Annotated in this window: 22 protein-coding genes, 1 tRNA gene and 3 pseudogenes; 12 read left to right on the plus strand and 14 right to left on the minus strand. The window is 72.7% G+C overall.

Annotated elements, in window-relative coordinates:
* Nucleotides 1-51: 51 nt before the first annotated feature.
* Nucleotides 52-1,716 (minus strand): diguanylate cyclase CdgB, encoded by a 1,665-nt coding sequence (gene cdgB, locus ACVV2G_RS22635; RefSeq protein WP_453844572.1) that lies wholly within the window; start codon nucleotides 1,714-1,716, stop codon nucleotides 52-54.
* Nucleotides 1,717-2,167: 451 nt separating this feature from the next.
* On the opposite strand from cdgB, the gene ACVV2G_RS22640 reads away from it, so the two are divergent.
* Together ACVV2G_RS22640 and ACVV2G_RS22645 are read left to right on the plus strand one after the other, a co-directional pair.
* Complete coding sequence (locus tag ACVV2G_RS22640) at nucleotides 2,168-2,686, plus strand: flavin reductase family protein (RefSeq protein WP_453844573.1); 519 nt, start codon at nucleotides 2,168-2,170, stop codon at nucleotides 2,684-2,686.
* 49 nt (nucleotides 2,687-2,735) lie between these two features.
* Nucleotides 2,736-3,193, plus strand: a pseudogene (locus ACVV2G_RS22645) (GNAT family N-acetyltransferase).
* Between the two features lie 181 nt (nucleotides 3,194-3,374).
* Here the strand turns inward: ACVV2G_RS22645 and arfB are convergent.
* A complete protein-coding gene (gene arfB, locus ACVV2G_RS22650) occupies nucleotides 3,375-3,812 on the minus strand; it encodes an alternative ribosome rescue aminoacyl-tRNA hydrolase ArfB (RefSeq protein ID WP_383644361.1) in 438 nt (145 codons plus the stop codon).
* Nucleotides 3,813-3,971: 159 nt separating this feature from the next.
* Here arfB and ACVV2G_RS22655 point away from each other — a divergent pair, with 159 nt between their 5' ends.
* Nucleotides 3,972-4,547 (plus strand): TerD family protein, encoded by a 576-nt coding sequence (locus ACVV2G_RS22655; RefSeq protein WP_007450822.1) that lies wholly within the window; start codon nucleotides 3,972-3,974, stop codon nucleotides 4,545-4,547.
* Between the two features lie 66 nt (nucleotides 4,548-4,613).
* Here ACVV2G_RS22655 and ACVV2G_RS22660 read toward each other — a convergent pair.
* A pseudogene (locus tag ACVV2G_RS22660) lies at nucleotides 4,614-4,863 on the minus strand (LuxR C-terminal-related transcriptional regulator); the annotation flags it as partial.
* A 71-nt stretch (nucleotides 4,864-4,934) separates the two neighbouring features.
* On the opposite strand from ACVV2G_RS22660, the gene ACVV2G_RS22665 reads away from it, so the two are divergent.
* Together ACVV2G_RS22665 and ACVV2G_RS22670 are read left to right on the plus strand one after the other, a co-directional pair.
* Nucleotides 4,935-6,338 carry a M1 family metallopeptidase gene (locus ACVV2G_RS22665; protein ID WP_453844574.1) on the plus strand — a complete coding sequence of 468 codons (1,404 nt, stop codon included), beginning with the start codon at nucleotides 4,935-4,937 and terminating at the stop codon, nucleotides 6,336-6,338.
* A 130-nt stretch (nucleotides 6,339-6,468) separates the two neighbouring features.
* Nucleotides 6,469-6,969 (plus strand): hypothetical protein, encoded by a 501-nt coding sequence (locus tag ACVV2G_RS22670; protein WP_453844575.1) that lies wholly within the window; start codon nucleotides 6,469-6,471, stop codon nucleotides 6,967-6,969.
* A gap of 227 nt (nucleotides 6,970-7,196) precedes the next feature.
* On the opposite strand, the gene ACVV2G_RS22675 is transcribed toward ACVV2G_RS22670, so the two are convergent.
* A complete protein-coding gene (locus ACVV2G_RS22675) occupies nucleotides 7,197-7,898 on the minus strand; it encodes a pentapeptide repeat-containing protein (protein ID WP_453844576.1) in 702 nt (233 codons plus the stop codon).
* Between the two features lie 247 nt (nucleotides 7,899-8,145).
* On the opposite strand from ACVV2G_RS22675, the pseudogene ACVV2G_RS22680 reads away from it, so the two are divergent.
* Nucleotides 8,146-8,343: pseudogene (locus ACVV2G_RS22680) on the plus strand (zinc-binding dehydrogenase); the annotation flags it as partial.
* A gap of 69 nt (nucleotides 8,344-8,412) precedes the next feature.
* The gene (locus tag ACVV2G_RS22685; protein ID WP_453844577.1) at nucleotides 8,413-9,915 is read left to right on the plus strand and encodes an MFS transporter; all 1,503 of its coding nucleotides are present in this window, start codon (nucleotides 8,413-8,415) and stop codon (nucleotides 9,913-9,915) included.
* A gap of 50 nt (nucleotides 9,916-9,965) precedes the next feature.
* On the opposite strand, the gene ACVV2G_RS22690 is transcribed toward ACVV2G_RS22685, so the two are convergent.
* The gene (locus ACVV2G_RS22690; protein WP_453844578.1) at nucleotides 9,966-10,601 is read right to left on the minus strand and encodes an FAD-dependent oxidoreductase; all 636 of its coding nucleotides are present in this window, start codon (nucleotides 10,599-10,601) and stop codon (nucleotides 9,966-9,968) included.
* 12 nt (nucleotides 10,602-10,613) lie between these two features.
* On the opposite strand from ACVV2G_RS22690, the gene ACVV2G_RS22695 reads away from it, so the two are divergent.
* Complete coding sequence (locus tag ACVV2G_RS22695; RefSeq protein ID WP_453844579.1) at nucleotides 10,614-12,290, plus strand: alpha/beta hydrolase; 1,677 nt, start codon at nucleotides 10,614-10,616, stop codon at nucleotides 12,288-12,290.
* A gap of 65 nt (nucleotides 12,291-12,355) precedes the next feature.
* Here the strand turns inward: ACVV2G_RS22695 and ACVV2G_RS22700 are convergent.
* Nucleotides 12,356-12,429: transfer RNA gene (locus ACVV2G_RS22700), tRNA-Thr, on the minus strand.
* Nucleotides 12,430-12,649: 220 nt separating this feature from the next.
* Here ACVV2G_RS22700 and msiK point away from each other — a divergent pair.
* From msiK to ACVV2G_RS22715, 3 genes are all read left to right on the plus strand, one after another.
* Entirely contained in the window at nucleotides 12,650-13,786 is a 1,137-nt protein-coding gene (gene msiK / locus ACVV2G_RS22705) for a diacetylchitobiose ABC transporter ATP-binding protein MsiK (protein WP_453844580.1), read from the plus strand.
* Nucleotides 13,787-14,103: 317 nt separating this feature from the next.
* A complete protein-coding gene (locus ACVV2G_RS22710) occupies nucleotides 14,104-14,559 on the plus strand; it encodes a hypothetical protein (protein WP_453844606.1) in 456 nt (151 codons plus the stop codon).
* A 281-nt stretch (nucleotides 14,560-14,840) separates the two neighbouring features.
* Entirely contained in the window at nucleotides 14,841-15,575 is a 735-nt protein-coding gene (locus ACVV2G_RS22715) for a nucleotidyltransferase family protein (protein WP_453844581.1), read from the plus strand.
* A gap of 97 nt (nucleotides 15,576-15,672) precedes the next feature.
* On the opposite strand, the gene ACVV2G_RS22720 is transcribed toward ACVV2G_RS22715, so the two are convergent.
* The 6 genes from ACVV2G_RS22720 to ACVV2G_RS22745 form a co-directional block, all read right to left on the minus strand.
* Nucleotides 15,673-17,406, minus strand: a complete 1,734-nt coding sequence (locus tag ACVV2G_RS22720; protein WP_453844582.1) for a DoxX family protein — start codon at nucleotides 17,404-17,406, stop codon at nucleotides 15,673-15,675.
* 188 nt (nucleotides 17,407-17,594) lie between these two features.
* Nucleotides 17,595-18,536 carry a 23S rRNA (guanosine(2251)-2'-O)-methyltransferase RlmB gene (rlmB, locus tag ACVV2G_RS22725; protein ID WP_453844583.1) on the minus strand — a complete coding sequence of 314 codons (942 nt, stop codon included), beginning with the start codon at nucleotides 18,534-18,536 and terminating at the stop codon, nucleotides 17,595-17,597.
* Between the two features lie 119 nt (nucleotides 18,537-18,655).
* Nucleotides 18,656-20,056: a cysteine--tRNA ligase gene (cysS, locus tag ACVV2G_RS22730; protein ID WP_453844584.1), complete on the minus strand. Its 1,401-nt coding sequence runs from the start codon at nucleotides 20,054-20,056 to the stop codon at nucleotides 18,656-18,658.
* 505 nt (nucleotides 20,057-20,561) lie between these two features.
* The gene (ispF, locus tag ACVV2G_RS22735; RefSeq protein WP_453844585.1) at nucleotides 20,562-21,068 is read right to left on the minus strand and encodes a 2-C-methyl-D-erythritol 2,4-cyclodiphosphate synthase; all 507 of its coding nucleotides are present in this window, start codon (nucleotides 21,066-21,068) and stop codon (nucleotides 20,562-20,564) included.
* Nucleotides 21,058-21,834: a 2-C-methyl-D-erythritol 4-phosphate cytidylyltransferase gene (gene ispD / locus ACVV2G_RS22740; protein ID WP_453844586.1), complete on the minus strand. Its 777-nt coding sequence runs from the start codon at nucleotides 21,832-21,834 to the stop codon at nucleotides 21,058-21,060. The genes ispF and ispD overlap by 11 nt, the downstream gene beginning before the upstream one ends.
* Before the next feature lie 315 nt (nucleotides 21,835-22,149).
* Nucleotides 22,150-22,632 carry a CarD family transcriptional regulator gene (locus ACVV2G_RS22745; protein WP_003953493.1) on the minus strand — a complete coding sequence of 161 codons (483 nt, stop codon included), beginning with the start codon at nucleotides 22,630-22,632 and terminating at the stop codon, nucleotides 22,150-22,152.
* A 761-nt stretch (nucleotides 22,633-23,393) separates the two neighbouring features.
* Here ACVV2G_RS22745 and ACVV2G_RS22750 point away from each other — a divergent pair.
* A complete protein-coding gene (locus ACVV2G_RS22750) occupies nucleotides 23,394-24,119 on the plus strand; it encodes a copper chaperone PCu(A)C domain-containing protein (protein ID WP_453844587.1) in 726 nt (241 codons plus the stop codon).
* A 179-nt stretch (nucleotides 24,120-24,298) separates the two neighbouring features.
* On the opposite strand, the gene phoP is transcribed toward ACVV2G_RS22750, so the two are convergent.
* Nucleotides 24,299-24,970, minus strand: a complete 672-nt coding sequence (gene phoP, locus ACVV2G_RS22755; protein WP_487248111.1) for a two-component system response regulator PhoP — start codon at nucleotides 24,968-24,970, stop codon at nucleotides 24,299-24,301.
* A 5-nt stretch (nucleotides 24,971-24,975) separates the two neighbouring features.
* Nucleotides 24,976-26,247: a two-component system sensor histidine kinase PhoR gene (phoR, locus tag ACVV2G_RS22760; protein ID WP_453844589.1), complete on the minus strand. Its 1,272-nt coding sequence runs from the start codon at nucleotides 26,245-26,247 to the stop codon at nucleotides 24,976-24,978.
* Between the last annotated feature and the right edge of the window lie 75 nt (nucleotides 26,248-26,322).

Here is a 26,322-nt window from a genome sequence, read left to right on the forward strand (position 1 = left end):
CCATTGACCCGAACGGGTGACTCAGACCGCATCAGCGCTCCGACCTGGTGATCATCCGGCTCGGCGGTGCTGTTTGGGACGAGATCGTTTCTCGACGTACATCCGTTCGTCAGCTGACTTCAGCACCTCGTCCGCCGTCATCCCGCAGTGCGCCCATCCGATGCCGAAGCTGGCCCCCACGCGCACGGCCCGTCCCTCGGCCCGGATCGGCTGGATGATCTCGTTGCGCAGCCGTACGGCGAGGTCCTCGGCGTCGGCCCGGCCGAGCCCGTTGGCGAGGATCACGAACTCGTCGCCGCCGAGCCGGGCCACCGTGTCCCCGTCGCGAACGCCGCCGCTGAGCCGGCGGGCCACCTCGATGAGCACGGCGTCACCGGCGTTGTGCCCGAACCGGTCGTTGATCGACTTGAAGCCGTCCAGGTCGCAGAAGAGGACCGCGAGCCCCTTGGTGCCGTCGTCCCGGCCGTCCGCGGGGGCGACGGCGTGCTCGTGGTGGTCGTAGGCGCCGTAGGGCTCGGCCGGCGCGCCGAAGTCGAAAGTGTGTCCGCCGGAGTCGGTCACGGCGGGCCGGCCGTACGCAGCGTCCATGGCGTCGGCCACGGCCGCGTGCGAGGACTGCGGGCGCCGGCACAGCCGGGCGGCCAGGCGGGAGCGCAGCTCGGCCGAGTTCGGCAGGCCGGTGAGGGAGTCGTGGGAGGCGCGGTGGGCGAGCTGGAGCTCGCGGCGCTTGCGCTCCTCTATGTCCTCGACGTGGGTCAGCAGGAAACGCGGCCCGTCGGCGGCGTCGGCGACGACGCTGTTGCGCAGGGAGACCCAGAGGTAGGTGCCGTCGCGGCGGCCCAGGCGCAGTTCGGCCCGGCCGCCCTCGGCGGAGGTGCGCAGCAGGGTGCCGAGGTCCTCGGGGTGGACGAGGTCGGAGAAGGCGTAGCGGCGCATCGCGGAGGCGGGGCGTCCCAGCAGGCGGCAGAGGGCGTCGTTGGTCCTGAGGATGCGGCCGTGCTGGTCGCCCCCCATCTCGGCGATGGCCATGCCGGAGGGGGCGTACTCGAAGGCCTGCCGGAAGCTTTCCTCGCTGGCCCTGAGCGCCTGCTGGTCACGCTCCAGGCGGACCAGGGCGCGCTGCATGTTGGAGCGGAGCCGGGCGTTGCTGATCGCGATGGCGGCCTGGAAGGCGTACATCTGCAAAGCCTCGCGGCCCCAGGCGCCGGGACGGCGGCCGTTGCGGGGCCGGTCCACGGACAGGACGCCGATCAGCTCGCCGCTGTTGCCGCCGCCCTGCGGGCCGGGCGCGTACATGGGGGCGAAGAGCCGGTCCGAGGGGTGCCACTCGTCCTCGAAGCGGGGCGCGGGCCCGTCGGTGTACCACTGCGGGACGTCGTCGTCGTCGAGGACCCAGCCCTCGGTGTGGGGTATGAAGATCAGGTCGCCCCACTGCTCGCCCATGTTCAGGCGCCGGTCCCAGGACTCGCGGGAGCCCGCCCGGCCGGTGATGAGCGCCTCGGCGGCCTGGTTGCCGGAGAAGGCGGCGACGACGAGGTCACCGTCGGGACGGACCAGGTTGACGCACGCCAGCTCGTACCCGAGGGCCTGGACGACGCCGTCGGCGACGGCCTGCAGGGTGTCCGCCAGGCTGCGGGCCTTGTTCATGTCGGCCATGGCCTGGTGCAGTTGCCGCAGGGACGCAAGGCGGACGTAGGGCTCCGACTCGGTCTCCATGCTCGCCCTCCCCCCGAGACCTCGCAGCGAATCAAGGGTTCCCTTCGGCGCCTTCACTGATGGTGCCCTTGCAGGTTCCCCGCCACTGAATCACAGCGCGCTCCCCACTCGGTACACAGGGTCAACAATTACCGCCCCTTGTGACTCAAGTCACAGCTAAAGATGAACAATTGAGTGGAGTTTCTGCGTTTTCCCCATGCGTTTACTGAACGCAAAATTTGTATGTATGCGCGCGTCTCCTTCTGTGGTCCTAGGTCCCGTTTCGGACCGGGGCCCGATGCCGCGCCGCCGGCCCGGAGATTAGCGTGACGGGGTGCCGAACACTTCCCCCCTCGTCTCTCCCTCGCCCCCCGCGGCTCCCGCGGCTCCCGCGGCTCCCGCGGCTGTCTCGTCCGTCTCGTCTCCCGCGTCTGTCTCGTCGCCGTCGCCGGCCGCCGGGCATGCTGAAGGGGTGAGCAACGACGAGTTCCGTGCCGCCATGGCCCGGCTGGCCTCGGGCGTGGTCCTGGTGACCGCGCAGGAGCCGCCGCTCGACCCCGACGACCCGCAGGCACCGCTCGGCGAGGACGTCGGGATGACGGCCACCGCCTTCATGTCGGTGTCCCTGGACCCGCCGCTGGTTCTGGTCAGCCTGCGCGAGGGCTCCCGCATGGACGACCTGCTCGACGAACAGCCCCTGTGGGCGGTCTCCGTCCTCTCCGAGGAGCAGCGCCACATCGCCGGCCGCTTCGCCATGAAGGGCCGCGTCAGCGACCGGCTCCTCTTCGCGGACCTCCCCCGCCTGCGGGGCGAGGCGACCGGATCGCCCCTGGTGGACGGGGCTCTGGCCACCTTGGAGTGCCGTACCGAGCAGCGGGTGCGGGCGGGGGACCACACCCTGGTGATCGGCCGCGTACTGACCGCCTCGCTGCCGAGTGCGGACGGGGGCCCGCTGGCGTACTTCAAGGGGCGGTACCGGCAGCTGGGGTGAGCCGTCATCGGCTCGCCCGCTCCCACGGCGCCCGCCCAGGGTGCCGCGCATGACGATCCCGCCCGCCCTCCGCCTCGGAGAGATCACCCCGGCGAATCTCGACGCCGCCCTCGGCATACGCGTGCGGCCCGAGCAGGAGTTCGCCGTCAGCCCGGTGGTGAAGTCCCTCGCGGAGGCCTACGTCCACTCCGGCGCCGCCTGGCCGCAGCTGATCGTGGACGGCGACCGTCCCGTCGGCTTCCTCATGGCCTTCCTCGACATCGACTGGTACGAGCACGGCAGCGTCCTGCGGTCCGGGCTGTGGCGGCTGAACATCGCGGCCGGGGAGCAGGGCCGGGGCTACGGCCGCTTCGCCGTGGAGTCGGTGGCCGCGGCGGCGAGGAGTGCTACGTGACGTGGCACACCGGCCCGGACGGCCCCGAGGGCTTCTGCCAGGGCCTGGGGTTCCGGCCCAACGGGGAGACCGGCGGAGGGCAGACGGTGGGGGTGCTGGCGCTGGGCCGGTAGCCGGCGCGGGCACCCGTCCGACTGCGGCCTCCGAGGGCGGGTCGTGCCCTGTGCCGGTGACGGCCTGACGGATCGTGCCCTGTGCCGGTGACGGCCTGACGGATCGTGCCCTGTGCCGGTGACGGCCTCCGGGGTCCGGTCCGGTTCCGGCCTGTTGGGTCCGGACCGGTCCGGTCGGTGGTCAGTCCCAGCTCTTCGGGGAGCGGCCCTGCTTGGTCTGGGAGCGCTGCTTCTTCTCCCGCAGCCGGCGTTCGTTGATGCCGCGCGGGATGCGGGTCGGTCTGCGGGGCTTGGGCGGGGGTGCGGTGGCCTCGGCGAGGAGGGCGGCGAGGCGTACGGCGGCGGTCTCGCGGTTGCGCCACTGGGAGCGGTGCTCGGAGGCCCGGACCGTGACGACGCCGTCGGTCAGCCGCCCGGCCAGCCGCTCCAGCGCCCGCCGCTTCCACACCTCGGGCAGCGCCTCGGTCCTCGCCAGGTCGAACCGCAGCTCCACCGCTGTGTCCGTGGTGTTCACGTGCTGCCCGCCGGGCCCCGAGGAGCGCGAGAAACGCCAGACCAGCTCGGCCTCGGGCAGGGAGACGGAGCCGCGGATGACATGGGGACCGGACATGCCGTCCATGTTCCCGTCCCCGCGCGTCCCACGTCACCCGAATATCCTCGGTCCCGGACTCGGTAAAGAAAGTAAAGCGAGCTGGAACCTTGCGGCCCCCTCTCGTCGTTCATGGGGGTAGCTGTAGCTTTCTTGCCGTACGTATACGAGGGAAGGGACTCCCGAACAATGGCTGTAAGCCTGTCCAAGGGTGGCAACGTCTCGCTCACCAAGGAGGCTCCGGGCCTGACCGAAGTCACCGTGGGCCTCGGCTGGGACGTCCGCACCACCACCGGCACCGACTTCGACCTCGACGCCTCCGCGATCGCGGTCAACACGCAGGGCAAGGTCTACTCCGACGCCCACTTCGTCTTCTTCAACAACAAGCAGACGCCGGACAACACGATCGTGCACACCGGTGACAACCGCACCGGTGAGGGCGCCGGCGACGACGAGGCGATCAACGTCAACCTGGCCGGTCTGCCGGCCGACATCGAGAAGATCGTCTTCCCGGTCTCGATCTACGACGCCGAGAACCGTTCGCAGAACTTCGGTCAGGTGCGCAACGCCTACATCCGCATCCTCAACCAGGCCGGCGGCGCCGAGATCGCCCGCTACGACCTGTCCGAGGACGCGGCCACCGAGACCGCGATGGTCTTCGGCGAGCTGTACCGCAACGGCGCCGAGTGGAAGTTCCGCGCCGTCGGCCAGGGCTACGCCTCCGGCCTGGTGGGCATCGCCCAGGACTTCGGCGTGAACGTCTGACGTTCACCCGCCCGTTCGTTCCGTACGAAGGCCTCCCGGTCGTGCGCCCGGGGGGTCTTCGGCGCGTCATGGCAGCAGGCGCCGCTCCTTCGCCACCGCCACCGCGCCGCGCGGGTGTCGACGCCCGGTTGTCGTAGACGCGGCGCAGACGGGTCTTCACCGTGGCCTCGCTGATGAACGGGGCGCGGGCGATCTCCCGGTTGCCGAGGCCGGTGGCGAGCTGGGCGAGGACGTCGCGTTCGCGGTCGGCGAGGGAGGGTCGGGGGCTGCGCATGTTCGCCATGACCCTGCTGGCGACCGGCCCGGACGGCGCCGTGCACCCCCGGGAAGATCCCCACAGCCGCTCCCAACGGGCGTTTCACGTGAAACGCCTCATAGGATCACGACGTGCGCACCGCCCGTCTGCTCGTAGCCGCCGCCACCGCCACCGTCCTCACGGCGTGTAGTGGCGGCGGCTCGGTCGACGGCGCCCCCGGCGGCTCGGGCGTGCGCGATCCCTACTTCCCGAAGGCGGGCAACGGCGGCTATGACATCGGCCACTACGACCTGACCCTGGCCTTCGACCCCGACGCCGGGCACCTCGACGGCACCGCGACGATCACCGCCCGCGCCAGCCGGGACCTGTCGGTCTTCAACCTCGACCTCAAGGGCCTGGAGGTCGAGAAGGTCACCGTCGAGGGCCGGGACGCCCGCTTCAACCGGGCAGGGCAGGAGCTGACCGTCCGCCCGGCTCGCGAACTGGGCGACGGGGAGACGTTCCGCACGACCGTCCGCTACTCCGGCGAGCCCGTGACGGTGACCGACCCCGACGGCTCCGAGGAGGGCTGGCTGCCCACCGAGGACGGCGCCGTCGGACTCGGCCAGCCGACGGGTTCGATGGCCTGGTTCCCGGGCAGCCACCACCCGTCCGACAAGGCCACGTACGACCTCCGGGTGACCGTGCCGAAGGGGCTCGGGGCCGTGTCCAACGGCGAGCTGGCGGACGAGACGACCCGCGACGGCCGGACGACGTTCACCTGGCACACCGCCGAGCCGATGTCGAGCCACGTCGTCACGGTCGCGGTCGGCGACTGGGAGACCGACCGCTCCACCACCGGCGACGGCCTGCCGGTGTACACGGCCGTCGATCCGCAGCAGGCCGAGGCGAGCCGCGCGGTCCTGAAGCGCATTCCCGAGGTCATGGAGTGGGCCCAGGAGAACTTCGGCCCGTACCCCTTCTCCTCCACCGGGGCGATCGTCGACCGCGTGGAGGACGCCGGCTACGCGCTGGAGACCCAGAACCGCCCCTACTTCCCCGGCGCCCCCGACACCGTCCTGCTCGTCCACGAACTCGCCCACCAGTGGTACGGGAACTCCGTCAGCCCGAAGACCTGGCGGGACATGTGGCTCAACGAGGGTTTCGCCACGTACGCCGAGTGGCTGTGGGAGGAGGACGAGGGCGGCGACACCGCGCAGGAGACCTTCGAGGCGCTCTACGACGGGACCTACTACCCCGACGAGGACGCGAACGCCTCCATCTGGGCCTTCCCGCCCGCGGACCCGCCCGGCGCCGAGGACATCTCCGCGAGCCCCGTCTACCAGCGCGGCGCGATGGTCCTGCACAAGATCCGCCGGACGGTCGGCGACGACGCCTTCCTGGCCCTCCTGCGGGGTTGGGCCGGCGCCCACCGGCACGGCAACGCGGACACCGGGGACTTCACGGCGTACGTGGAGAAGTCGGCGCCGGACGAGGACTTCACGCAGATCTGGGAGGACTGGCTGTACGGGGACGGCCGGCCGGAGAACTCCTGAGGAGGTCCGGGGCGAGCGGGAAGGCAGGGGGTGGTCATGATCTGGGCGGGCCCCCGACCTCCGACGCCCTGGGTGGCGGGCCGGCCCTCGGCGGCGTGTCCGGCCCCGCCGCCATGACACCATCACCTGCGTGCTCGACATCGGCTACGCCCTCTCCACCCGCTTCCCCGACCCGCCGCAGACGGACTACCGCCGGGCGGACGTGCGCGCCCTGCGGCACGACCTGTTCTGCGGGGACGTGTACCTCGCCGACACCAAGGCGGACCGGGAGTTCTCCACAGCCTGGGGATGGGTGCCGGTGCTCGACTTCGCCTGGGCGCTGTGCGACATCGTGGAGCGCGTCGACCGTGACCCGGCGGGGTCCCGGGCCGCCCGGCCGCAGCGGGCGGAGCTGGACTTCACCGAGTCCACCGACCGCCTGCTCTTCGAGCGCCGTTTCGGCTGGGTCGACATCGAGGCGGAGTGGCTGCCGGCGACCGAGCCCCCGCTCTCCTTCTCCCACGCCGAACTGCGCCGAGAGGCCCGCGACTTCCTGCACGACCTGCTCGCCGACCTCACCGACCTGCACGACGACCTGGCGGACAACCCGGCGATCTGGACACTTCAGGCACGCTTCCCGCGCGTCTCCTGACACCGATCAGGGAGCGAACCACCCGACCCCGGCCCCGATCCCGTCCACACCGCCCGCCCACGCGCCGAACGGCCGACCCCGCCCCGCGCCACCGACCGGGGTCAGCCCCACCCACCAGGCCCCGCACCACCAACCACGGCCCACCCCACCCCGTACGGCCCACCCCCCGTGCCACACCGCCCCGCCCCCGCGCCGCACACCGCTCCACCACGCACCCCACCGCCGCCCTACCCCTCCGCCAGCACCCGCACCCCCAGCTCCGCCGCCAGTACCGGTGCCAGGTCCAGGAGCTGGGCGGGGCTGATCACCGCCCCCGACAGCCGGTCCACGCCCCGGGACAGCTCCAGCGGTGCCGCGCCGCGCAGGTCGACGTCCGTGAGGGCCGCCGCGCTGAAGTCCGCCCCCTTCAGGGCGCAGTCCACGAACTCGACCCGCTCCAGGCGGGCGCCCCCGAAGTCCGGCTCGACCAGGACGCAGCTCTCGAAGACGACGTCCTTGAGCCGGGACCGGCGCAGATTCACGTAGTCGATCTTGCCGCCGCGGATCAGGACCCGCTCCAGCACGGCACCGTGCAACTGGGTGCCGCCCAGCCGGGCGCCGACCAGCTCGACGTCGCGCAGGGTCGCCTCGGCGAGCCGCGTACCGACCCCCCGGACGCCGGTGAGGACCGAGTCGAGCACCCGGGCCCGGGGCAGCGACGTCTCGTCCAGCACGCACCCGGTCAGCGCGCAGTCCATGAAGCGGGCGCCCGCCCCGTCCTGCCCGGCGAGGTCCGCCTCCCGGAACTCCAGCCCGTCGTAGTCCCCGTCCGCCTCCAGCCCACCGCCGTCGTACGGCTCCAGCGGCGGCAGCCGCACCTCCGGGCGGCGTGCCGCCCGCACCTTCGCCGTACCGCCGCCGCCCCCGCCGCCCACCGCTCTCCTCACCATGCCCCCATGCTGCACCCCACCACTGACAACCCCCAGGGAGCCGCCTTCACCAGCGCGTTGACGGCGGTGTCCCCCGCCCTCGGCGGGCGGGAGCTTGACCTCAAGCATGGCCGGGGTCGTTGGGTGGGGCCCTCAGCCCGCTCGGCCTTGGGGCCCCCATGTCGCGCCATCCGTCTGCCCGCCTTCGGCCCGGCCGACGAGAACCTCGCCCCCGAAGAGGCCGAGGACCCGCGGCCGGGCCCGGGCGCAGGGGATCGGCCCGGTGATGCTGGAGAGGGCCGGCGGCGCCGACCCCCTGCGCACCCTCGAACTGTGTGCTCTCACCGAGGCCGCCGAGGGCCGGCTCACCCCGGCCGTGCACCGCTTCCCGCTCGCCGGGGCCGCCGCCGCGCACGGCGCGCTGGAGACCCGGCGAACGATCGGGAAGGTGGTCCTGGAGCCCTGACCGAGCGGTGGCGGGTGACGGCCCGTCCAACGGGATGCGGTACATCCCGATTCATGGTCTTCTGGCCAGATGAGTGGCACCCGGACAAGTGAGCCGGCCGCGCCCACGGATGCCGATCCCCGCCGCTGGTGGGGGCTGGTGGTGATCGCCCTGGCCCAGTTGATGGTCGTCCTGGACGCGACCATCGTGAACATCGCCCTGCCGTCGGCCCAGCGCGACCTCGGCATGTCCGACGGCAACCGGCAGTGGGTGATCACCGCCTACACCCTCGCCTTCGGCGGCCTGCTGCTGCTCGGCGGCCGGGTGGCGGACCTGGTGGGACGCAAACGCACCTTCGTCATCGGGCTGATCGGCTTCGCCGCCGCCTCCGCGATCGGCGGCGCCGCCGACGCCCCGGTGATGCTCTTCGGCGCCCGCGCCCTGCAGGGCGTGTTCGCCGCCCTCCTCGCGCCGTCCGCGCTGTCCCTGCTGACGACGACCTTCACCGACCCGAAGGAACGCGGGAAGGCCTTCGGCATCTACGGCGCGCTGGCCGGCAGCGGCGCCGCCGTCGGATTCATCGTCGGCGGTGTGCTCACGGAGTACCTGAACTGGCGCTGGTGCCTCTACGTCAACGTCCCCATCGCCGTCGCCGCCGTGATCGGTGCCCTCGTGCTGCTGCACGACCGGCCCGGCCACACCGGCGCCCGCCTCGACGTGCCGGGCGTGCTCCTCGGCTGCGGCGGACTCGTCTCCCTCGTCTACGGCTTCAGCGAGGCGCAGCCCCGCGGCTGGACCGACCCGCTGGTGGTGGCGCTGTTCGCCGCGGGCGTCGTCCTCCTGGCGGTCTTCGTGTGGTGGCAGACCCGGTCCCCGAGTCCGCTGCTGCCGCTGCACATCGTCCGCGACCGCAACCGGGCCGGCTGCTTCCTGACGATGATGCTGGCCGTCATCGGCATGTTCGGGCTGTTCCTGTTCATGACGTACTACCTCCAGGAGATCCTCGGCTACTCCCCCGTGAGGACCGGCCTGGCCTTCCTGCCGATGACCGCCGCGATCGTCATCGGTTCCACCCAGATCTCGGCCCGGCTGCTGCGCCACGTGGGCCCGCGCATGCTGATGGCCCCCGGCATGCTCCTCGCCTCCGGCGGCATGGTGATCCTCACCCAGCTCACCGTGGACTCCCGGTACGCCACCGCGATCCTGCCCGCCCTGCTGCTGATGGGCCTCGGCATGGGCCTGACCTTCATGCCGGTCTTCTCCACCGCCACCGCCGGGGTCGCCCCACGGGACTCCGGCGTGACCTCGGCGACGGTCAACACCTCGCAGCAGGTGGGCGGCTCGATCGGCACGGCGCTGCTGAACACGATCGCGACCAGTACCAGCGCGTCCTACATCGGCTCCCGCCTCACCGACCCGTCCGGGCGGGAGGCGGTCGTGCGGGAGGGCATCGTCCACGGCTACACGGTCGCCATCTGGCTGGCCGCCGGCATCATGCTGCTGGCGGGCCTGGTCGCGGGCCTGATGGTGACCGCCAAGGCCCCGAAGCACGGCGCCCCGGCGGACCGTCCGGTACCGGAACCGGTGGCCTAGCCAGGGGAAGGGCCCCGCGGCGTCCGCGTCCGCGGGGCGTTTCGCCCGGGTCAGTCGCGGCCCGCCACGCGGTCCGCGATCCGCGCCAGCCGGGACGATGCGGCGCTGGAGGACGTGCGTTCGCGCCGGTCGGCCTCGCGGTAGACGGCGTACATGCCCTGGACGCCGAGCCGGCGCAGCGGCTCCGGTTCCCAGCGGCGCACCCGGTGGTTCACCCACGGGAGTTCCGTGAGGTCGGTACGGCCGCCCTGTCCCGAGTCCCGCTGGACCAGGTCGCGCAGGGTACGGACGGCGAGGTTGGCGGTGGCGACGCCAGAGCCGACGTAGCCGCCCGCCCAGCCGAGGCCGGTGGAGCGGTCCAGGGTGACGGTCGCGCACCAGTCGCGGGGCACGCCCAGGACACCCGACCAGGCGTGCTCGATCCGCAGCCCGGCCAGGGAGGGGAAGAAGCGGACGAGGATTCCGCGCAGCGCCTCGACCGTCGCCCCCCGCGTCGTGCCGTCGTTGTCGGTGCGGGAGCCGAAGCGGTACGGCACTCCGCGCCCGCCCAGCGCGATCCGGCCGTCGGCGGTGCGCTGGGCGTACAGGTAGGCGTGCGCCAGGTCGCATGTGAACGGTTCGCGCCCCCTGTTGTGGCCGTTTCCGCCGAATGGCCGCCATGCCGTGCGGCACCGCCCGTCCGGCAACAGCCTGAGGCCATGCCCTCAGCACGAGCGATATCCACCGCTGCCCTCCTGTCCACGGCCACCCTGCTCGCCTGCTCCCTGGCGTCCTGCGCACCGGCGGCGCAGGACGGCAGCCGACGCGGTGACGGCGGCGCGGCGACCGAGGGCCGGGGTGAGGCCCGGTTCCGGGAGCAGACCCTGCACTGGAGGGACTGCCCGGCCCCCTCGCCCCTCCAGGGCGGCGGCGAGGTCCCCGCCCCCCTCCCGGACGGCACCCGGTGGCAGTGCGCCACCCTGCGGGCGCCGTTGGACTGGGAGAAGCCCTCCGGGGAGTCGATGGGCGTCGCACTGATCCGGGCCCGCTCCAGCGGCGGCGCCGAGGACCGCATCGGTTCGCTGCTCTTCAACTTCGGCGGCCCCGGCGGCTCCGGAGTCACCGGCCTGCCCGGCCTCGCCCCCGGCTACGAGAATCTCCGCTCCCGGTACGACCTGGTGAGCTTCGACCCGCGTGGCGTCGGCGACAGCCGGGGCGTGCGCTGCCTGGACGCCGGCGCCGCCGAGGCGGCCGAGACCGAGATCGACGACATCCCCGACGACGGCGGCGACGAGTCCGAAGCGCTGGCCGGCTTCCACCGGCTGACGGCGGCCGCGTGCCGGAAGAACTCCGGCGATGTCCTCCCCCACGTCGGCACCGCCGGGGCCGCCCGGGACATGGACCTGATGCGTCATGTCCTCGGCGACGAGAAGCTCCACTACTTCGGCGTCTCGTACGGCACCGAACTCGGCGGCGTGTACGCCCACCTGTTCCCGGACAACGTCGGCCGGGCCGTGCTGGACGGCGTCGTCGACCCCACCCGCGACGCGATGGAGGAAGCCCTCGGACAGGCCGCGGGGTTCCAGCTCGCCTACGAGCACTTCGCCGCCTGGTGTGCCGAGCAGCGCTGCACGCTCGGCGGCAGCACCGAGGAGATCGTGGAGGCCGCCGTCGCCCTGGAGGCCGCCCTGGACGAGGCACCGCTGCGCGTCTCGGACGGCGGCGAACTCGACGGTGACGAGCTGATCGACGCCATCAGCGGTTCGCTCTACAGCCGGCGCCTGTGGCCCGCGCTCCTGGTGGGTCTGGAGGCGCTGACCAGGGGCGACGGCGACGTACTGCTGGACCTGGCCGAGACCCTCGGACAGCACGGCGCCGACGGGGACCCGGACGACGGCACCGACGGCACCGACGGCACCGACGAGAACGCGAGCAACGGGAGCAACGGGAGCAACCAGAACGACGCCTTCCGGGCCATCACCTGCGCCGACTCCAGCAGCCGCTACACCGTGGCCGAGGTGGAGGAGAAGCTGCCCGAGTTCGTCGAGGCGTCCCCCCTGTTCGGCCCGGCCCTGGCGTGGAGCACCCTCGCGTGCGCCGGCTGGCCGGTCCCCGGAGAGGCCGAGCGCCCCGACGTGAGCGCACCCGGCGCCGCGCCGGTCCTGCTCATCGGCAGCACCGGCGACCCCGCCACCCCCTACCAGGGCGCCGCCCGCATGGCCGAACGCCTCGGCCGGGGCGTCGGCTTCGCGCTCACCTACCGAGGCGAGGGACACGGCGCCTTCGACAGCGGCAACGCGTGCGTACGGGACGCCGTCCACACGTACCTGCTCGACGGGAGGCTCCCGGAGCGCGGCGCGGTGTGCGAGGCGGAACAGGTCTCGGGAGGGAAGTAGGAACCGGGGAGCACGGAGGCCCCGCCGCCCACGGGCGGCGGGGCCTCCGGCCCGGTGTTCCTGCGAGCCCCCTGTCGGATTCGAACCGACGACCTACGCATTACAAGTGCGTTGCTCTGGCCATCTGAGCTAAGGAGGCGTCGCGCGGCGGCGCGCGCGGAGGCGGCTCCACTGTACACAGAGCCGGTGAACGATGTGACGCGAGAATTTCGACGAAGTTCACAGGCCCACAGGTACTGACAGAGCAGGTGAACGCCAGGTACCGTCCTGAGCCAGTCCACCCGTGTGGACTACACCACACCACCTTCCTACAACGGATCGTCCGGCACGTTCCTGCCGGTAGAAGGGGGCCCATCACCATGGCCACTGTTACGTTCGACAAGGCGACCCGTGTCTACCCGGGTTCCACGAAGCCCGCCGTCGACGGTCTCGACATCGACATCGCGGACGGCGAGTTCCTCGTCCTGGTCGGCCCGTCCGGTTGTGGCAAGTCCACCTCGCTCCGCATGCTCGCGGGGCTCGAGGACGTGAACGGCGGCGCCATCCGCATCGGCGACCGCGACGTCACGCACCTGCCGCCGAAGGACCGGGACATCGCCATGGTGTTCCAGAACTACGCGCTGTACCCGCACATGTCGGTCGCCGACAACATGGGCTTCGCACTCAAGATCGCCGGCGTCAACAAGGCGGAGATCCGGCAGAAGGTCGAGGAGGCCGCGAAGATCCTCGACCTGAGCGAGTACCTGGACCGCAAGCCGAAGGCCCTCTCCGGCGGTCAGCGCCAGCGTGTGGCGATGGGCCGCGCGATCGTGCGTGAGCCGCAGGTGTTCCTCATGGACGAGCCGCTGTCCAACCTGGACGCCAAGCTCCGCGTCTCCACCCGTACGCAGATCGCCTCCCTCCAGCGCCGTCTCGGCATCACCACCGTCTACGTCACCCACGACCAGGTCGAGGCCATGACGATGGGCGACCGGGTGGCGGTCCTCAAGGACGGTCTGCTCCAGCAGGTCGACAGCCCGCGCAACATGTACGACAAGCCCGCGAACCTCTTCGTCGCCGGCTTCATCGGTTCCCCGGCCATGAACCTGATCGAGGTCCCGATCACCGACGGCGGCGTGAAGTTCGGCAACAGCGTGGTGCCGGTCAACCGGGACGCCCTGAAGGCCGCCGCCGACAAGGGCGACCGCACGGTCACCGTCGGCGTCCGCCCCGAGCACTTCGACGTGGTCGAGCTGAACGGCGGGGTCTCCGCGTCCCTGTCGAAGGACGCCGGCGACGCTCCGGCGGGCATGGCCGTCTCCGTGAACGTCGTGGAGGAGACCGGCGCCGACGGTTACATCTACGGCTCGGTCGAGGTCGACGGCGAGAGCAAGGACCTCGTGGTCCGCGTCAGCAGCCGCGCGGTGCCGGAGAAGGGTTCCACCGTCCACGTCGTGCCGCGGCCGGGCGAGAGCCACGTCTTCTCCTCCTCCACGGGCGAGCGCCTCACCGACTGACGTCTCCCGGCCGGCTCCTTCCCGACGGCCCTCGCGCCCTGAGGGCCCGGCCCTCGTGTCCCGACGGCCCTCGGGCCCCGGAAGCGGGGCACCGGGAAACCACGCGACCGGGTGAAATCACCCTCGTTGACGAAAAGAGCCCCGCGGCCTGCTGCGGGGCTCTTTTCGTCGTCGACGAACACCCCGGCACACCGGACGTTTCGAGCGATACGCGTCAACCCTCTACCCATTCGAGAGCGCTCCTTCCTCCCCCGAAAGGGTGACTAAATGTCGCCAAATCATTACCGGGCGCTACCCTCACTCGCGTGAAGCACTCCGTGAAGCACTCCAGCACCCGACAGACGCGACGCGGCCGGGGCCCCGCCCGCCGGATCGGCCGCTCTCTCGCCTTCGTCCTGCCCGTCGTCCTGGTGCTCTCCGGGACCCTCGCGGTCACGCGGGTCAACTGGTCGGGGGATCCCTCCGACTCGGTACTCGCCGCGTCGGAAGCCTCCTCGTCCAAGGCCTCCTCCCGGGCCGCCGCCCGCGCGCCGCACGAGGTGCTGCGCGACCGGCTGCTGACCGAGCTGCAGGAGGAGGACCCGGGCGTGGCCCTCACCCACCTCCAGCAGGCCGTGGACGAACGCCCGTCGCTGGCGGGCCACTGCGCGTCCATCGCCCGCGCCCTCGGCCGCGCCGCGGTCAAGGTGTACGGCCCGACGCGCGCCCAGTCGTACGCGCGCCCCGTCTGCGACACCGCCTTCGCCTCGGGCGTGCTGGCCGCGCACGGCTGAGCCCCCTTCAGGGGCCGGCGCACGGCCGAGCGCGCCCCAGGGACCGGCACACGGCCGAGCATCCCCCAGGGGAGGGGCACCACAGCCCCGGGCACCCTCCAGGAGGCGGCGCACGGCCCGGGCACCCTCCAGGAGGCGGCGCACGGCTGAGTGCCCTTCAGGGGCCTGTACACGGCCGAGTGCCCAGCAGGGGACCTGCGCACGGCCGGGCGCCCTTCAGGGGCCTGCGCAACAGCCGAGTGCCCTTCGGCGGCCAGTGGGGCGCCGCGTACAGTTCGGGCATGACCGATCCGAACGCCGCGTCCCGCCGCCCCGTTCAAGCCGTCGTCCTGGCCGGCGGACAGGGTTCCCGGCTGCGCCCCTACACCGACGACCGGCCCAAGCCGATGGTCGAGATCCCGGGCACGGGGACTCCGATCATCGGCCATCAGCTCGCCTGGCTCGCCGAGGAGGGCGTGACGGACGTCGTCGTCTCCTGCGGCCACCTGGCCGAGGTGTTGCAGCGGTGGCTGGAGAGCGCCGACCTGCCGCTCTCCGTCACCACCGTGGTCGAGACCGAGCCCCTCGGCCGGGGCGGCGGCCTCAAGTACGCCGCCGCGCGCCTGCCGCACCCGGACCAGCCCTGGTACGCGACGAACGGTGACATCTGGACCCGTTTCTCGCTGCGCGACATGGCCGACTTCCACGCCGAGCGGGACGCCGTCGCGACCCTCTCCCTGGCCCGTCCGCGCCTGCCGTGGGGCGCCGTGCAGACGGACGGCTTCGGCCACATCACCGACTTCATCGAGGCACCGCCGTCGACCTTCGAGATCAACGCCGGTGTGTACGTCTTCTCGCCCGCCTTCGCGGCGATGCTCCCGGAGCGCGGTGACCACGAGCGCACGACGTTCCCGAGGCTGGCCCGGGAACGCCGGCTGGCCGGTTTCCCGATCCCGCAGGGCTCCTACTGGCGCGCGATCGACACCGCCAAGGACCTGACGGAGGCGGCCCGGGAACTGGCGACCCAGAGCCGCTGAGCCCCGGCCCGCCGGAGCCCGGCCGGCCCCGTAGCTCCCCGGCACACGAGAAGGGCCCCGCACGACGTGCGGGGCCCCTCGGCACGGGTGGGGCGGGTCAGCCCAGGAGGCCGCCCACCAGGCGGCTGCCCGGTTGTCCGGTGGAGGAGGATTCCTCGCCGTCGCCGGTGCTTTCGGCGCCGCCACCGCCGGTCGAGCCGCCGCCACCGCCGGTCGCGGTACCGCCGGAGGCCGGCCCCGACGTGGTGGTCGGCGCCTGACCGACCGGGGAGGACTGCTGCGGCGGAGCCTGGCCCGTGGTGCCCTGGGTCTGGGTGGGGGTGCCGCCGGTGACGGTGCCGCCGCCGCTCCCGCGGGTCGCGCCCGGGGTGGCCGCGGCGCCCGCGGAGGGGGTGGCCGCGCCGCTGGTGGCGCCCTGGGTGGGCGAGGCGGAGGCCGAGGGGGCCTTCGGCTTCCGGGTGCCGGGCTCCTGCGGGAGCGGGCTGCCGGGCAGTTCGTTGCGCGGTGCCTCGCCGGGGCCGGGGACGACCACGCGGTCGGCGTCCCGGACGGCACCGCCGAGGAGCGAGCCGACGAGGAGGGTGACGCCGGCGACCAGGAACGTGACGAGGGCGCCGCGGCGCAGGACGTAGCGGCGCAGATCCCAGATGTCGGCGCGGGGGCCGAGCCGTCGCCAGGCGCTGCCGGCGAACCGGCCGTCCACGGAGTAGACGGGCGCACCGGCGATGATCAGCGGGGACCAGGCGGCGAGGTAGATGATGTCGGGCGCGTCGTAGACCGGAACGCTCTTCCAGCTGACGGTGACCAGGAGCGCGGCGGACAGGCCCGCGCCGACGACGGCGGCGACGCGCTGCCAGCAGCCCAGGACGGTCAGGACGCCCACGAGGACCTGGAGGAAGGCGATGACGAGGCCGGCGCCGACGGGGTGGTCGAGGGCGAACTGGCGCAGCGGCTCGGCGACGTCCCAGGGGTGCAGGGAGTTGAGCCACTTGACCATGGAGCCGCGCTCGCCGCCGTCGAAGTAGACGGGGTCGCAGAGCTTGCCCATGCCGGCGTAGATGGAGATGAAGCCGAGGAAGACGCGCAGCGGGAGCAGCACGACGCCGAGGTTCATCCGCCGGCCGGGGAAGTAGGCGTGCCGCGCCGGGTCGTCGGCGCGGCGCCTGCTGCGCGGCTCGGCCGGTTCCGGCTCGTCGTCGTAGCCGTCGGCCCCGGGGGCGAAGTCCTCGCCCGCGTAGGCGGGTTCGTCGTAGGCGCTGCCGACGGTGCGCATGGCGGGCAGCAGCCGGGTGCCGTCGGGGACGGGGCCCCGCTGGGCGCCTACGAGGGGGGTCTCGAGGGTCTGGGTGGCGGGGCCGTCGTCGTAGGCGTCGTAGCCGTCGTGGCCCGGGGCGCCCCCGTCGATGCCCACGCGGGGGATGACCTGGGTGGCACCGGCTTCCGCCGAGGGGTCGGCGGCCGGGTCCGCGAGGTGCCGGCCGGCTCCGGCCCGCACCGCTTGGAGCAGCCGGTGGGCGCCGGTGTCGTCCGGGTCGGAGCGTCCGCTCCAGACGACGGCGCGGCGGCGGGCGGCGGCCGGGGCGGCGGAGCTCGCGACGGTGCCCACGACGGGCATGCGGGCGGTGTCCTGGGTGGCGCTCAAGTGCCGCGCGACCCGCGGGGACCGGGTCCGCCCGGCGGAGGCACCGAGCTGCACGCGGAAACTCGCGTGATTGACGATGACCTGGGCCGGATCGCTCGGCACCTTCACCATGCTCAGCGCGGGAGCGTCGTCGATTCCCGACGAGCGGTCCCCCGTGGGTGTGCGGGGTGTTCTGGTGTCCACACTCATCTAACCGAGTGACGTGTCGTTAGGACACTGTCTTGACCGCCCGGATCTGTCCGGACCGCGTCAAGCATGTCCGGACCGTCCGGAACACCCCGTACGGGCTACGGCGTCGAACCCCCGTTCCACAACACCGGGCGCGCCGCCCCGGGGAGCAGGGACCCCGCACCCCCGCACTCGCGCGCCGGCCGCCGTCAGCCGCGCCGGCGCGCCGCCTCGTACAGCACGATCCCCGCGGCCACACCGGCGTTGAGGGACTCGGCCCCACCCGGCATCGGGATCCGCACCCGGACGTCGCAGGTCTCCCCGACGAGCCGGGACAGGCCCTTGCCCTCGCTGCCGACCACGACGACCACGGGGCCGTCCAGCGCCTCCAGGGCGCCGAGTTCGACCTCGCCGTCGGCGGCGAGGCCCACGACCGTGATCCCGGCCTTCTGGTACGACTCCAGCGCGCGCGTGAGGTTGGTGGCGCGGGCCACCGGCGTACGGGCGGCCGTACCGGCGGACGTCTTCCAGGCGCCCGCCGTCATGCCGGCCGCGCGCCGCTCGGGCACGACGACGCCGTGACCGCCGAAGGCGGAGACGGAACGGACGACGGCACCGAGGTTGCGCGGGTCGGTCACGCCGTCCAGGGCGACGATCAGCGGGTCCGCGCCCTCGTCGTGGGCGGCGGCGACCAGGTCCTCGGGGTGCGCGTACTCGTACGGCGGGACCTGGAGGACGAGCCCCTGGTGGTTGAGCCCGTTGGTCATCCGGTCCAGTTCGGGACGCGGCGCCTCCATCAGGTTGATGCCGCCGCGCTCGGCCGCGAGCTGGAGCGCCTCGCGCACCCGCTCGTCGTTGTCGATGAACTGCTGGACGTAGAGCGTCGAGGCGGGCACGCCCTCGCGCAGGGCCTCGTAGACGGGGTTGCGGCCGACGACGAGTTCGGACGTCGACCGTCCGCCGCCGCGCCGCTGCTGGGTGCGGCCCGTGGCGCGGCGCGCCTTCGCGTTGGCGACGCGCTGCTTGGCGTGCCCCTTGCGCATCTCGGCGGGAGGCGTCGGCCCCTTGCCTTCCAGGCCCCGGCGTCGCTTGCCGCCGCTGCCGACCTGCGCGCCCTTCTTGCCGGACATGCGGCGGTTGTTCGCGGCCATGAGTTACCTGTCTCCGCTCTCTACGGGAGTATGCGTGGTACGTGCGTCTTGTGCAGTGTGCCGCCCGGGAGGCCGGGCGGCACAATCGATCTACGGGCGGGACTCCGTGACCGGGCGGGTCAGCGGGAGCCGAGGCTCCAGCGGGGCCCCTGCGGGCCGTCCTCGACGACCAGACCCGAGTGGCCGAGCTGGTCGCGGATGGCGTCCGCGGTGGCCCAGTCCTTGCGTGTCCGCGCGGCCTCGCGCTGGTCGAGGACGAGGCGTACGAGACCGTCGACGACGTGCCGCAGTTCCTCGCCCCGCTCCTGCTCCCCGGCCCAGTGCGGGGCCTGCGGGTCGAGGCCGAGGACACCGAGCATGGCACGGACCTCGGCGAGACGGCCCACGGCCGCTTCCTTGTCGTCGGCGGCCAGCGCGCCGTTGCCCTGCCGGACGGTGGTGTGCACGATCGCGAGGGCCTGCGGGACGCCCAGGTCGTCGTCCATCGCCTCGGCGAAGGCGGGCGGCACCTCGGCGGCGGGCTCGACGGTCCGGCCGGCCAGTTCGGTGACGCGTTGCACGAAGCCCTCGATCCGCGCGTACGCCGCCTCGGCCTCGCGCAGGGACTCCTCGCCGTACTCGATGGTGGAGCGGTAGTGCGGGGTGCCGAGGTAGTACCGCAGCACGACCGGGCGCCACTGCTTGACCATCTCGCTCACGAGCACGCTGTTGCCGAGCGACTTCGACATCTTCTCGCCGCTCATGGTGACCCAGGCGTTGTGCACCCAGTACCGGGCGAAGGCGTCGCCGAAGCCCTTGGCCTGGGCGATCTCGTTCTCGTGGTGGGGGAAGATCAGGTCGATGCCGCCCCCGTGGACGTCGAACTCCTCGCCCAGGTACTTGTGCGCCATGGCGGAGCACTCCAGGTGCCAGCCCGGCCGCCCGCGCCCCCACGGCGTCTCCCAGCTGGGCTCACCGGGCTTGGCCGCCTTCCACATGGCGAAGTCCCGCGGGTCCCGCTTGCCGGTCTCGCCCTCCCCGGACGGCTGGCGCAGGTCGTCGAGGTCCTGGTTGGACAGCGCCAGGTACCCGGGCAGGGAGCGTACGTCGAAGTAGACGTTGCCCTCGGCCTCGTAGGCGTGCCCGCGCTCGACGAGGCCGCGCATCATCTCGACCATCTCGGTGATGTGGCCGGTGGCGCGGGGCTCGTAGGTGGGCGGCAGGCAGCCCAGGGCGGTGTAGGCGTCGTTGAAGGCCCGCTCGTTCTCGTAACCGATGGACCACCAGGGGCGGTTCTGCTCCGCCGCCTTCCTGATGATCTTGTCGTCGATGTCGGTGACGTTGCGGACGAACGTGACGTCGTAGCCGCGGTACGCGAACCAGCGGCGCATGATGTCGAAGTTCAGGCCGGACCGGATGTGCCCGATGTGCGGGGCGGCCTGCACGGTGGCACCGCACAGGTAGATCGAGACGCAGCCCGGCGTGAGGGGGGCGAAGTCACGGATCTGCCGGGCGCTGGTGTCGTACAGGCGAATAGTCACGCCTCCCAGGGTAGTAGGCGGCAGGCAGTGCCACGGGCACGCCTGCCCGCTTGTTACCCGCCCGCGCCGACGCGGGGCGCTCCCCGCCCGGGGCCGGTGGGCGGAAGCGGCCCTTTGTCCGTCCGGGCCGGTGGGGCGGGGGCGGCCTCCCGTCCGTGCGGGCCGGTGGAGGTGGAGGGGCCGGCGGAGGTGGAGGGCGGGCGGAGGGGCGAGCGGTGTGCGTCGGCTCACCGGCCCGGGCGGCGCGGGGGTGTCTCGCGCGGTCCCCGTCGGCTCACCGGCCCGGGCCGCACGGAGGCACCGCGCGCGGTCCCCCGTCGGCTCACCGGCCCGGGCGGCGCGGGGGCGTCTCGCGCGGTCCCCGTCGGCTCACCGGCCCGGGCCGCACGGAGGCACCGCGCGCGGTCCCCCGTCGGCTCACCGGCCCGGGCGGCGCGGAGGCGCCGTGCACGGTCCGCTCCTCACCGCCGCCCCGGTACCGTCGCGCCCCGCCCCGCGGGGCCCGTCACCCCGCCCGGACCACCAGCGCCGTGGCCACCGCCATCAGCCCCTCCCCCCGCCCGGGAAACCCGAGCCCGTCCGTCGTCGCCCCCGAGACGGACACCGGCGCCCCCACCGCCGCGGACAGCAGTTCCTGCGCCTCCTCGCGCCGCTTGCCGATCTTCGGCCGCGGCCCGACCACCTGCACCGCGACGTTCCCGATCCGGAACCCCGCCGCCCGCACGATCCGCGCCGCCTCCGTCAGCAGCGTCACGCCCGACGCCCCGGACCACTCCGGCCGTCCGGTGCCGAAGTGCTGCCCCAGGTCCCCGACCCCCGCCGCGGAGAAGAGCGCGTTGCACGCCGCGTGCGCGACGACGTCCGCGTCGGAGTGCCCGGCCAGTCCGGCCCCCTCGCCCTCCCACTTCAGCCCGGCGCACCACAGCTCACGCCCGTCCTCGAAGGCGTGGATGTCCGTGCCGATCCCGACCTGCGGCAGCGGCATCGGCAACCCGTCCGTCTCAGAACCCATCGTTCAGCCTCCTGCGCGCCAGGACCGCCTCCGCGAGCACCAGGTCGAGGGGCCGCGTCACCTTGAACGCCTCCTCGTGCCCCGGCACCACCACCACCGTCAGGCCGAGCTGTTCGACCATGCTCGCGTCGTCGGTGACGTCGCCGGTCACCGTCCGGTGGGCCCGCACCAGCGTCGCCCGGTCGAAGCCCTGCGGTGTCTGCACCGCACGCAACCGCGCCCGCTCCGGCGTCGCCACCACCGGCTCGGGCTCACCCGGTACGCCGGCGGGCTCGACCTGCTTGACCGTGTCGGCCAGCGGCAGCGCCGGCACCACGGCGGGCGCGCCCTCGCGCACGGCCTCGATCACGGAGTCCACCGTGTCCACCGGCACCAGCGGCCGGGCCGCGTCGTGCACGAGGACGATGTCGTACTCGGCCGGCAGCGCGTCCAGGCCGAGCCGTACGGATTCCTGCCGCGACGCGCCGCCGGGCACGACGAGGAAGTCCGTCCTCTCGGGCAGCGCGTGCGCGTCGAGCAGGCTCTTGACCTCGGCCGCGCCGTCGGGCGGGGCCACGACGACGACCAGCGAGACCCCGCGGGAGGCGGCCATCGCGCGGACCGCGTGGATGAGCATGGGCGTGCCGCTCAGCGCGCGGAGGGCTTTGGGGGCGCCGGGGCCGAGCCGTACGCCCCGGCCGGCGGCCGGGATCACGGCCGCGGTCCGGGGGCGCGTACGGGCTTCGGCGCGCGTCTGCGCGGGCGAGGGACGCGATTCGTCAGACATCGGTTCCTGTCAGGTTTGTGTGCTCGACCTAGTTGGGTATGGCCTCACCGTGCCGGGCGCGACGCCTTGACCGGACCCTTCCGTGACCCCGGTCGAGCCAGCAGCCCAGGCCCGGCACGCCGGCACCCCGGGGGAAGCCCCCGGGATGAGCCTATGAAGACCAGGGCGTACCGGGACGGGTGTCCGGGTACGAACATGCCGCAGCGCCCGGCGACAGCGAAGATGTCATCGGGCACCGCGGCATTTCAGTGCGCTGAACCGAGCGGGCAGCGGTCCGTGGTCCGCCCCGGAAGGCGGCTCACCCCGGGAGGCGGCTCAGGAGGCGAGCACCTCGTCGAGCAGGGCCTCCGCCTTGTCCTCGTTGGTGTTCTCCGCGAGAGCCAGCTCGCTCACCAGGATCTGGCGGGCCTTGGCGAGCATGCGCTTCTCACCGGCGGAGAGTCCTCGCTCGCGCTCCCGGCGCCACAGGTCGCGTACGACTTCCGCGACCTTGATGACGTCGCCGGAGGCGAGCTTCTCCAGGTTTGCCTTGTAACGACGCGACCAGTTCGTGGGCTCCTCGGCATACGGCGCGCGCAGCACTTCGAAGACCCGGTCCAGCCCGTCCTGACCGACCACATCACGCACGCCGACGAACTCCGCATTGTCCGCTGGCACACGTACCGTCAGGTCGCCCTGGGCGACCTTCAGCACCAAGTAGGTCTTGTCCACGCCTTTGATCTGGCGAGTTTCGATAGCCTCGATCAGCGCGGCCCCGTGATGGGGATAGACCACGGTGTCGCCAACCTTGAACGTCATGTGACAGGTACCCCTTCCGTGGCTATCCAGGGTAACACGGATACGGCGTCTTCTGAATGGCGTTTTCGCAGGTCAGGGCGCATCTCGGGGCTTGACAACAGCAACAGGAACGTGCTGCGCGGGGTGAGCGGAAGAAAGTATTCGCAGGTCGGAGCGGCTCTTCAGGCCGGACGAAACAGACACGTCGCGCACGCCCGGAGGGCCATCCTACCGTCCGGAACACACCGTATGTCCGGTTCCAGACGTGCGACTTTCGTTACTCCGTTCGGTGACCGAGGCGGGGTTCCGGACGATTCCGGAATTGATCACCGGGTGTCGGGGCCGGCCCACCGGTGATCCATTTCCTGGCCGTCCGCGCATTCCTTCACGGAAATCTCGTGTGCACGGATGGGGCGACCGGTATCGCGGGGGCTTCTTATCCGAATGGCGACGACTGCCGCCGCAAAGCGACCCGGGAACCGCTCCCGGGAACCGCACGGCCACACACCCCGCCGCGCGGTCCGGTCCCCGCGCCGCGCCCCGGCCGCCCCCGCGCGGCCCGGCCCCGCCGCCCCGCCGCCGCCCGGTCCCGCCGTCCTGGGCCGCCCCGCGCCGCCCGGCAGCCGTCCTACCGCCTGCCGGGCGAAGCCGGGCGCCTTCGGGGAGGGTCGGGTGCGGCCGTCCGGGACCGGCTCGGTAGCCTGAAGCCGCTGACAGTCACTTAGGGCGGCTTTATCCGTGGCCGCCGTCCCGCTCGACGAGTCCTAGGAGTTGCCGCCGCCGTGAGCAGCAGCCTTCGACGCGGCGCCCTCGCCGCCGCCGCCATCGCGTTCTCGATCGCCTCGCTCGCCGCGTGCGGTGCCGGTCACAACGCCCAGACGCTGGAGATCAAGCCGGACAACGCCGCGACGACCGTCGGTGACATCCAGATCCAGAACGCGATCGTCATCACGCAGCCCGACCTGGAGTCGACCGGCCCGGCCGTGGTCTCCGCCACCTTCTTCAACAACGGCAGGACGGACCAGACCCTGGAGTCCGTCACCGTGGCCGGCACCGACAAGTCCGCCGAGCTGAAGCCCGCCGAGGGCGAGACGGGCGGCGACGGAGGCCTGACCATCCCCGCGGGCGGGTCTCTGGTCGTCGGCGGCAAGGACAACGCCTCGGCCGTTCTGCCCAGCAGCCGCGAGGCCGTCAAGGACGGCAACGCGCAGGAGATCACCTTCACCTTCAGCAAGACCGGTGAAGTGAGCCTGCGGGCGTTCGTCGTCCCCGCCGAGAACTACTTCTCCGACTGGGGACCGAGTGACGTCCCGGCGGCGCCCGGCGCGTCGGGGCAGCCGTCGCAGGACGCCTCCGGCGAGCCGTCCGACGGCCAGACCTCCGGCACCGCGACCGACGGCTCGTCGTCCGCCGGGACCGACGAGTCCTCCGAGCAGGGCACCGAGGGCGAGGCCGGCAGCGGCACGGCGACGGACGGCGCCTCGCAGGAGTCCGACGCCGGTCACTGACACCCGCAGCCCGCAGTACGCGCAGTGCCGGTAGTCCCCGCTACCTGTAGCACCCCAGTACCTGTAGCACCCGCAGTCCCGCAATACGCGGCACGACGAAGGGCGGGACCTCTCCGGGAGGTCCCGCCCTTCGTCGTGCCGCGTCCCCGGGCGCGGGCGACGCGCCCGGGTGGGGCGCTCTACGGCTCGAACTTGTACCCGAGGCCCCGCACGGTCACCAGGTACCGCGGCGCGCCCGGGTCGGGCTCGATCTTGGCGCGCAGCCGCTTGACGTGGACGTCGAGGGTCTTGGTGTCACCGACGTAGTCGGCGCCCCAGACCCGGTCGATCAGCTGCATGCGGGTCAGCACGCGACCGGCGTTGCGCAGCAGCATCTCCAGCAGGTCGAACTCCTTCAGCGGCAGGTCGACCTTGGTGCCGTCGACCGTCACGACGTGCCGGTCGACGTCCATGCGGACGGGGCCGGCCTCCAGCGCGGCCGGAGCGACCTCCTCCGGCTCGCCGCGACGGCGCAGTACGGCCCGGATGCGGGCGACCAGCTCGCGGGAGGAGAAGGGCTTGGTGACGTAGTCGTCGGCCCCTATCTCCAGCCCGACGACCTTGTCGATCTCGCTGTCCTTGGCGGTCACCATGATCACGGGGACGTTCGAGCGGCCGCGCAGCTGACGGCACACCTCGGTGCCCGGCAGGCCGGGCAGCATCAGGTCGAGCAACACGAGATCGGCGCCGTTGCGCTCGAACTCGTCGAGTCCGTCGGGGCCGGTGGTCGCGACGGCGACCTCGAAGCCCTCCTTGCGGAGCATGTACGACAGGGCGTCGGAGAAGGACTCCTCGTCCTCGACGACGAGCACACGGGTCACGGAAGGACCTCCGGAGCGGGAAGCGTTTCGTACGGGGAAGTATGGGGGGATGAGGGGGACCGCTCGGTCTCGGCACTGAGTCCGGCGCGGTCGGGGCTCTGCTGTGCGCGGTCGCGGGACTGGCCCGACTCCGGCAGTCGCAGGGTGAAAGTGGAGCCCTGGCCTTCGGCACTCCACACCGTGACCTCCCCGCCGTGCGAGGCGACCACGTGCTTGACGATCGCGAGACCCAGACCGGTACCTCCGGTGGCCCGGGAACGGGCCGGGTCCACGCGGTAGAACCGCTCGAAGACGCGCTCCTTGTCCTTCTCGGAGATGCCGATGCCCTGGTCGGTCACGGCGATCTCGATCAGGTCGCCGCCGGAGGCCGCGACGCGGCGGGCGGCTATGCCGACGCGGGTGCGGGCGGGCGAGTAGTTGACGGCGTTCTCGACCAGGTTTCCGAGGGCGGCGGCGAGCTGGCCGCGGTTGCCTCGTACGTGCAGATCCGCCGTTCCTCCGGCGGCCATGGTGATCTGCTTGGTGCCGGCGGCGTGCCGGCAGCGGTCGATGGCCTCGGCGACCAGCTCGTCCACCCGGACGGGCTCGGCGTCGTCGAGCGGGTCGTCGTTCTGGACCCGGGACAGGTCGATGAGCTCCTGCACCAGGTTGGTGAGCCGGGTCGCCTCGATCTGCATGCGTCCGGCGAACCTTTCCACCGCCTCCGGGTCCTCCGAGGCGTCCATGACGGCCTCGGAGAGCAGGGAGAGGGCGCCGACCGGCGTCTTCAGCTCGTGGCTCACATTGGCGACGAAGTCGCGCCGTACGGCCTCGATGCGGCGGGCCTCGGTGAGGTCCTCGACGAGGAGCAGCACCAGCCGGGAGCCGAGGGGGGCCACGCGCGCGGAGACGGCGAGTGCCTCACCGCGCCCGGTGCCCCTCCTCGGCAGGTCCAGCTCGACCTGCCGTATCTCTCCGTCCCGCCGCGTGTCCCGGGCCATCTGCAGCATCGGCTCGACGGCGAGCTTGCCGCCCCGGACCAGACCGAGGGCGTACGCCGCCGAGCTGGCCTTGACCACCGTGTCGTCCTCGTCGAGGACGACCGCGGAGGAGCGGAGCACCGACAGGACGGTGTCCACGCCGGGCGGGAGCACCGGGTCGGTGTGCAGGGAGCTGCGGGTCGGGCGCGTCTGGTCGCGCTCGCTCCAGCGGAACGCCAGCATGGCGATGACACCGGTGAGTACTCCGGCGATCGCTGCCGCTGCGGCGACCGCCGCGTTCACGTCCATGCCTCCAGGTTAGGCATGGTGAACGGCCCCGCCCCAGCCATCGGACTGCGACCTCGAACACTCGTCGCCCAGAGT

The organism is Streptomyces sp. JK94 (assembly GCF_053613315.1).

Coding starts and splice junctions, on each gene's coding strand:
- cdgB (WP_453844572.1), bottom strand. CDS start 1,716: ATGGAGACCGAGTCGGAGCCCTACGTCCGCCTTGCGTCCCTGCGGCAA.
- arfB (WP_383644361.1), bottom strand. CDS start 3,812: ATGGACGGCATGTCCGGTCCCCATGTCATCCGCGGCTCCGTCTCCCTG.
- ACVV2G_RS22655 (WP_007450822.1), top strand. CDS start 3,972: ATGGCTGTAAGCCTGTCCAAGGGTGGCAACGTCTCGCTCACCAAGGAG.
- ACVV2G_RS22675 (WP_453844576.1), bottom strand. CDS start 7,898: ATGGTGAGGAGAGCGGTGGGCGGCGGGGGCGGCGGCGGTACGGCGAAG.
- ACVV2G_RS22685 (WP_453844577.1), top strand. CDS start 8,413: ATGAGTGGCACCCGGACAAGTGAGCCGGCCGCGCCCACGGATGCCGAT.
- ACVV2G_RS22695 (WP_453844579.1), top strand. CDS start 10,614: ATGCCCTCAGCACGAGCGATATCCACCGCTGCCCTCCTGTCCACGGCC.
- msiK (WP_453844580.1), top strand. CDS start 12,650: ATGGCCACTGTTACGTTCGACAAGGCGACCCGTGTCTACCCGGGTTCC.
- ACVV2G_RS22715 (WP_453844581.1), top strand. CDS start 14,841: ATGACCGATCCGAACGCCGCGTCCCGCCGCCCCGTTCAAGCCGTCGTC.
- ACVV2G_RS22720 (WP_453844582.1), bottom strand. CDS start 17,406: ATGAGTGTGGACACCAGAACACCCCGCACACCCACGGGGGACCGCTCG.
- rlmB (WP_453844583.1), bottom strand. CDS start 18,536: ATGGCCGCGAACAACCGCCGCATGTCCGGCAAGAAGGGCGCGCAGGTC.
- ispF (WP_453844585.1), bottom strand. CDS start 21,068: ATGGGTTCTGAGACGGACGGGTTGCCGATGCCGCTGCCGCAGGTCGGG.
- ispD (WP_453844586.1), bottom strand. CDS start 21,834: ATGTCTGACGAATCGCGTCCCTCGCCCGCGCAGACGCGCGCCGAAGCC.
- ACVV2G_RS22745 (WP_003953493.1), bottom strand. CDS start 22,632: ATGACGTTCAAGGTTGGCGACACCGTGGTCTATCCCCATCACGGGGCC.
- phoR (WP_453844589.1), bottom strand. CDS start 26,247: ATGGACGTGAACGCGGCGGTCGCCGCAGCGGCAGCGATCGCCGGAGTA.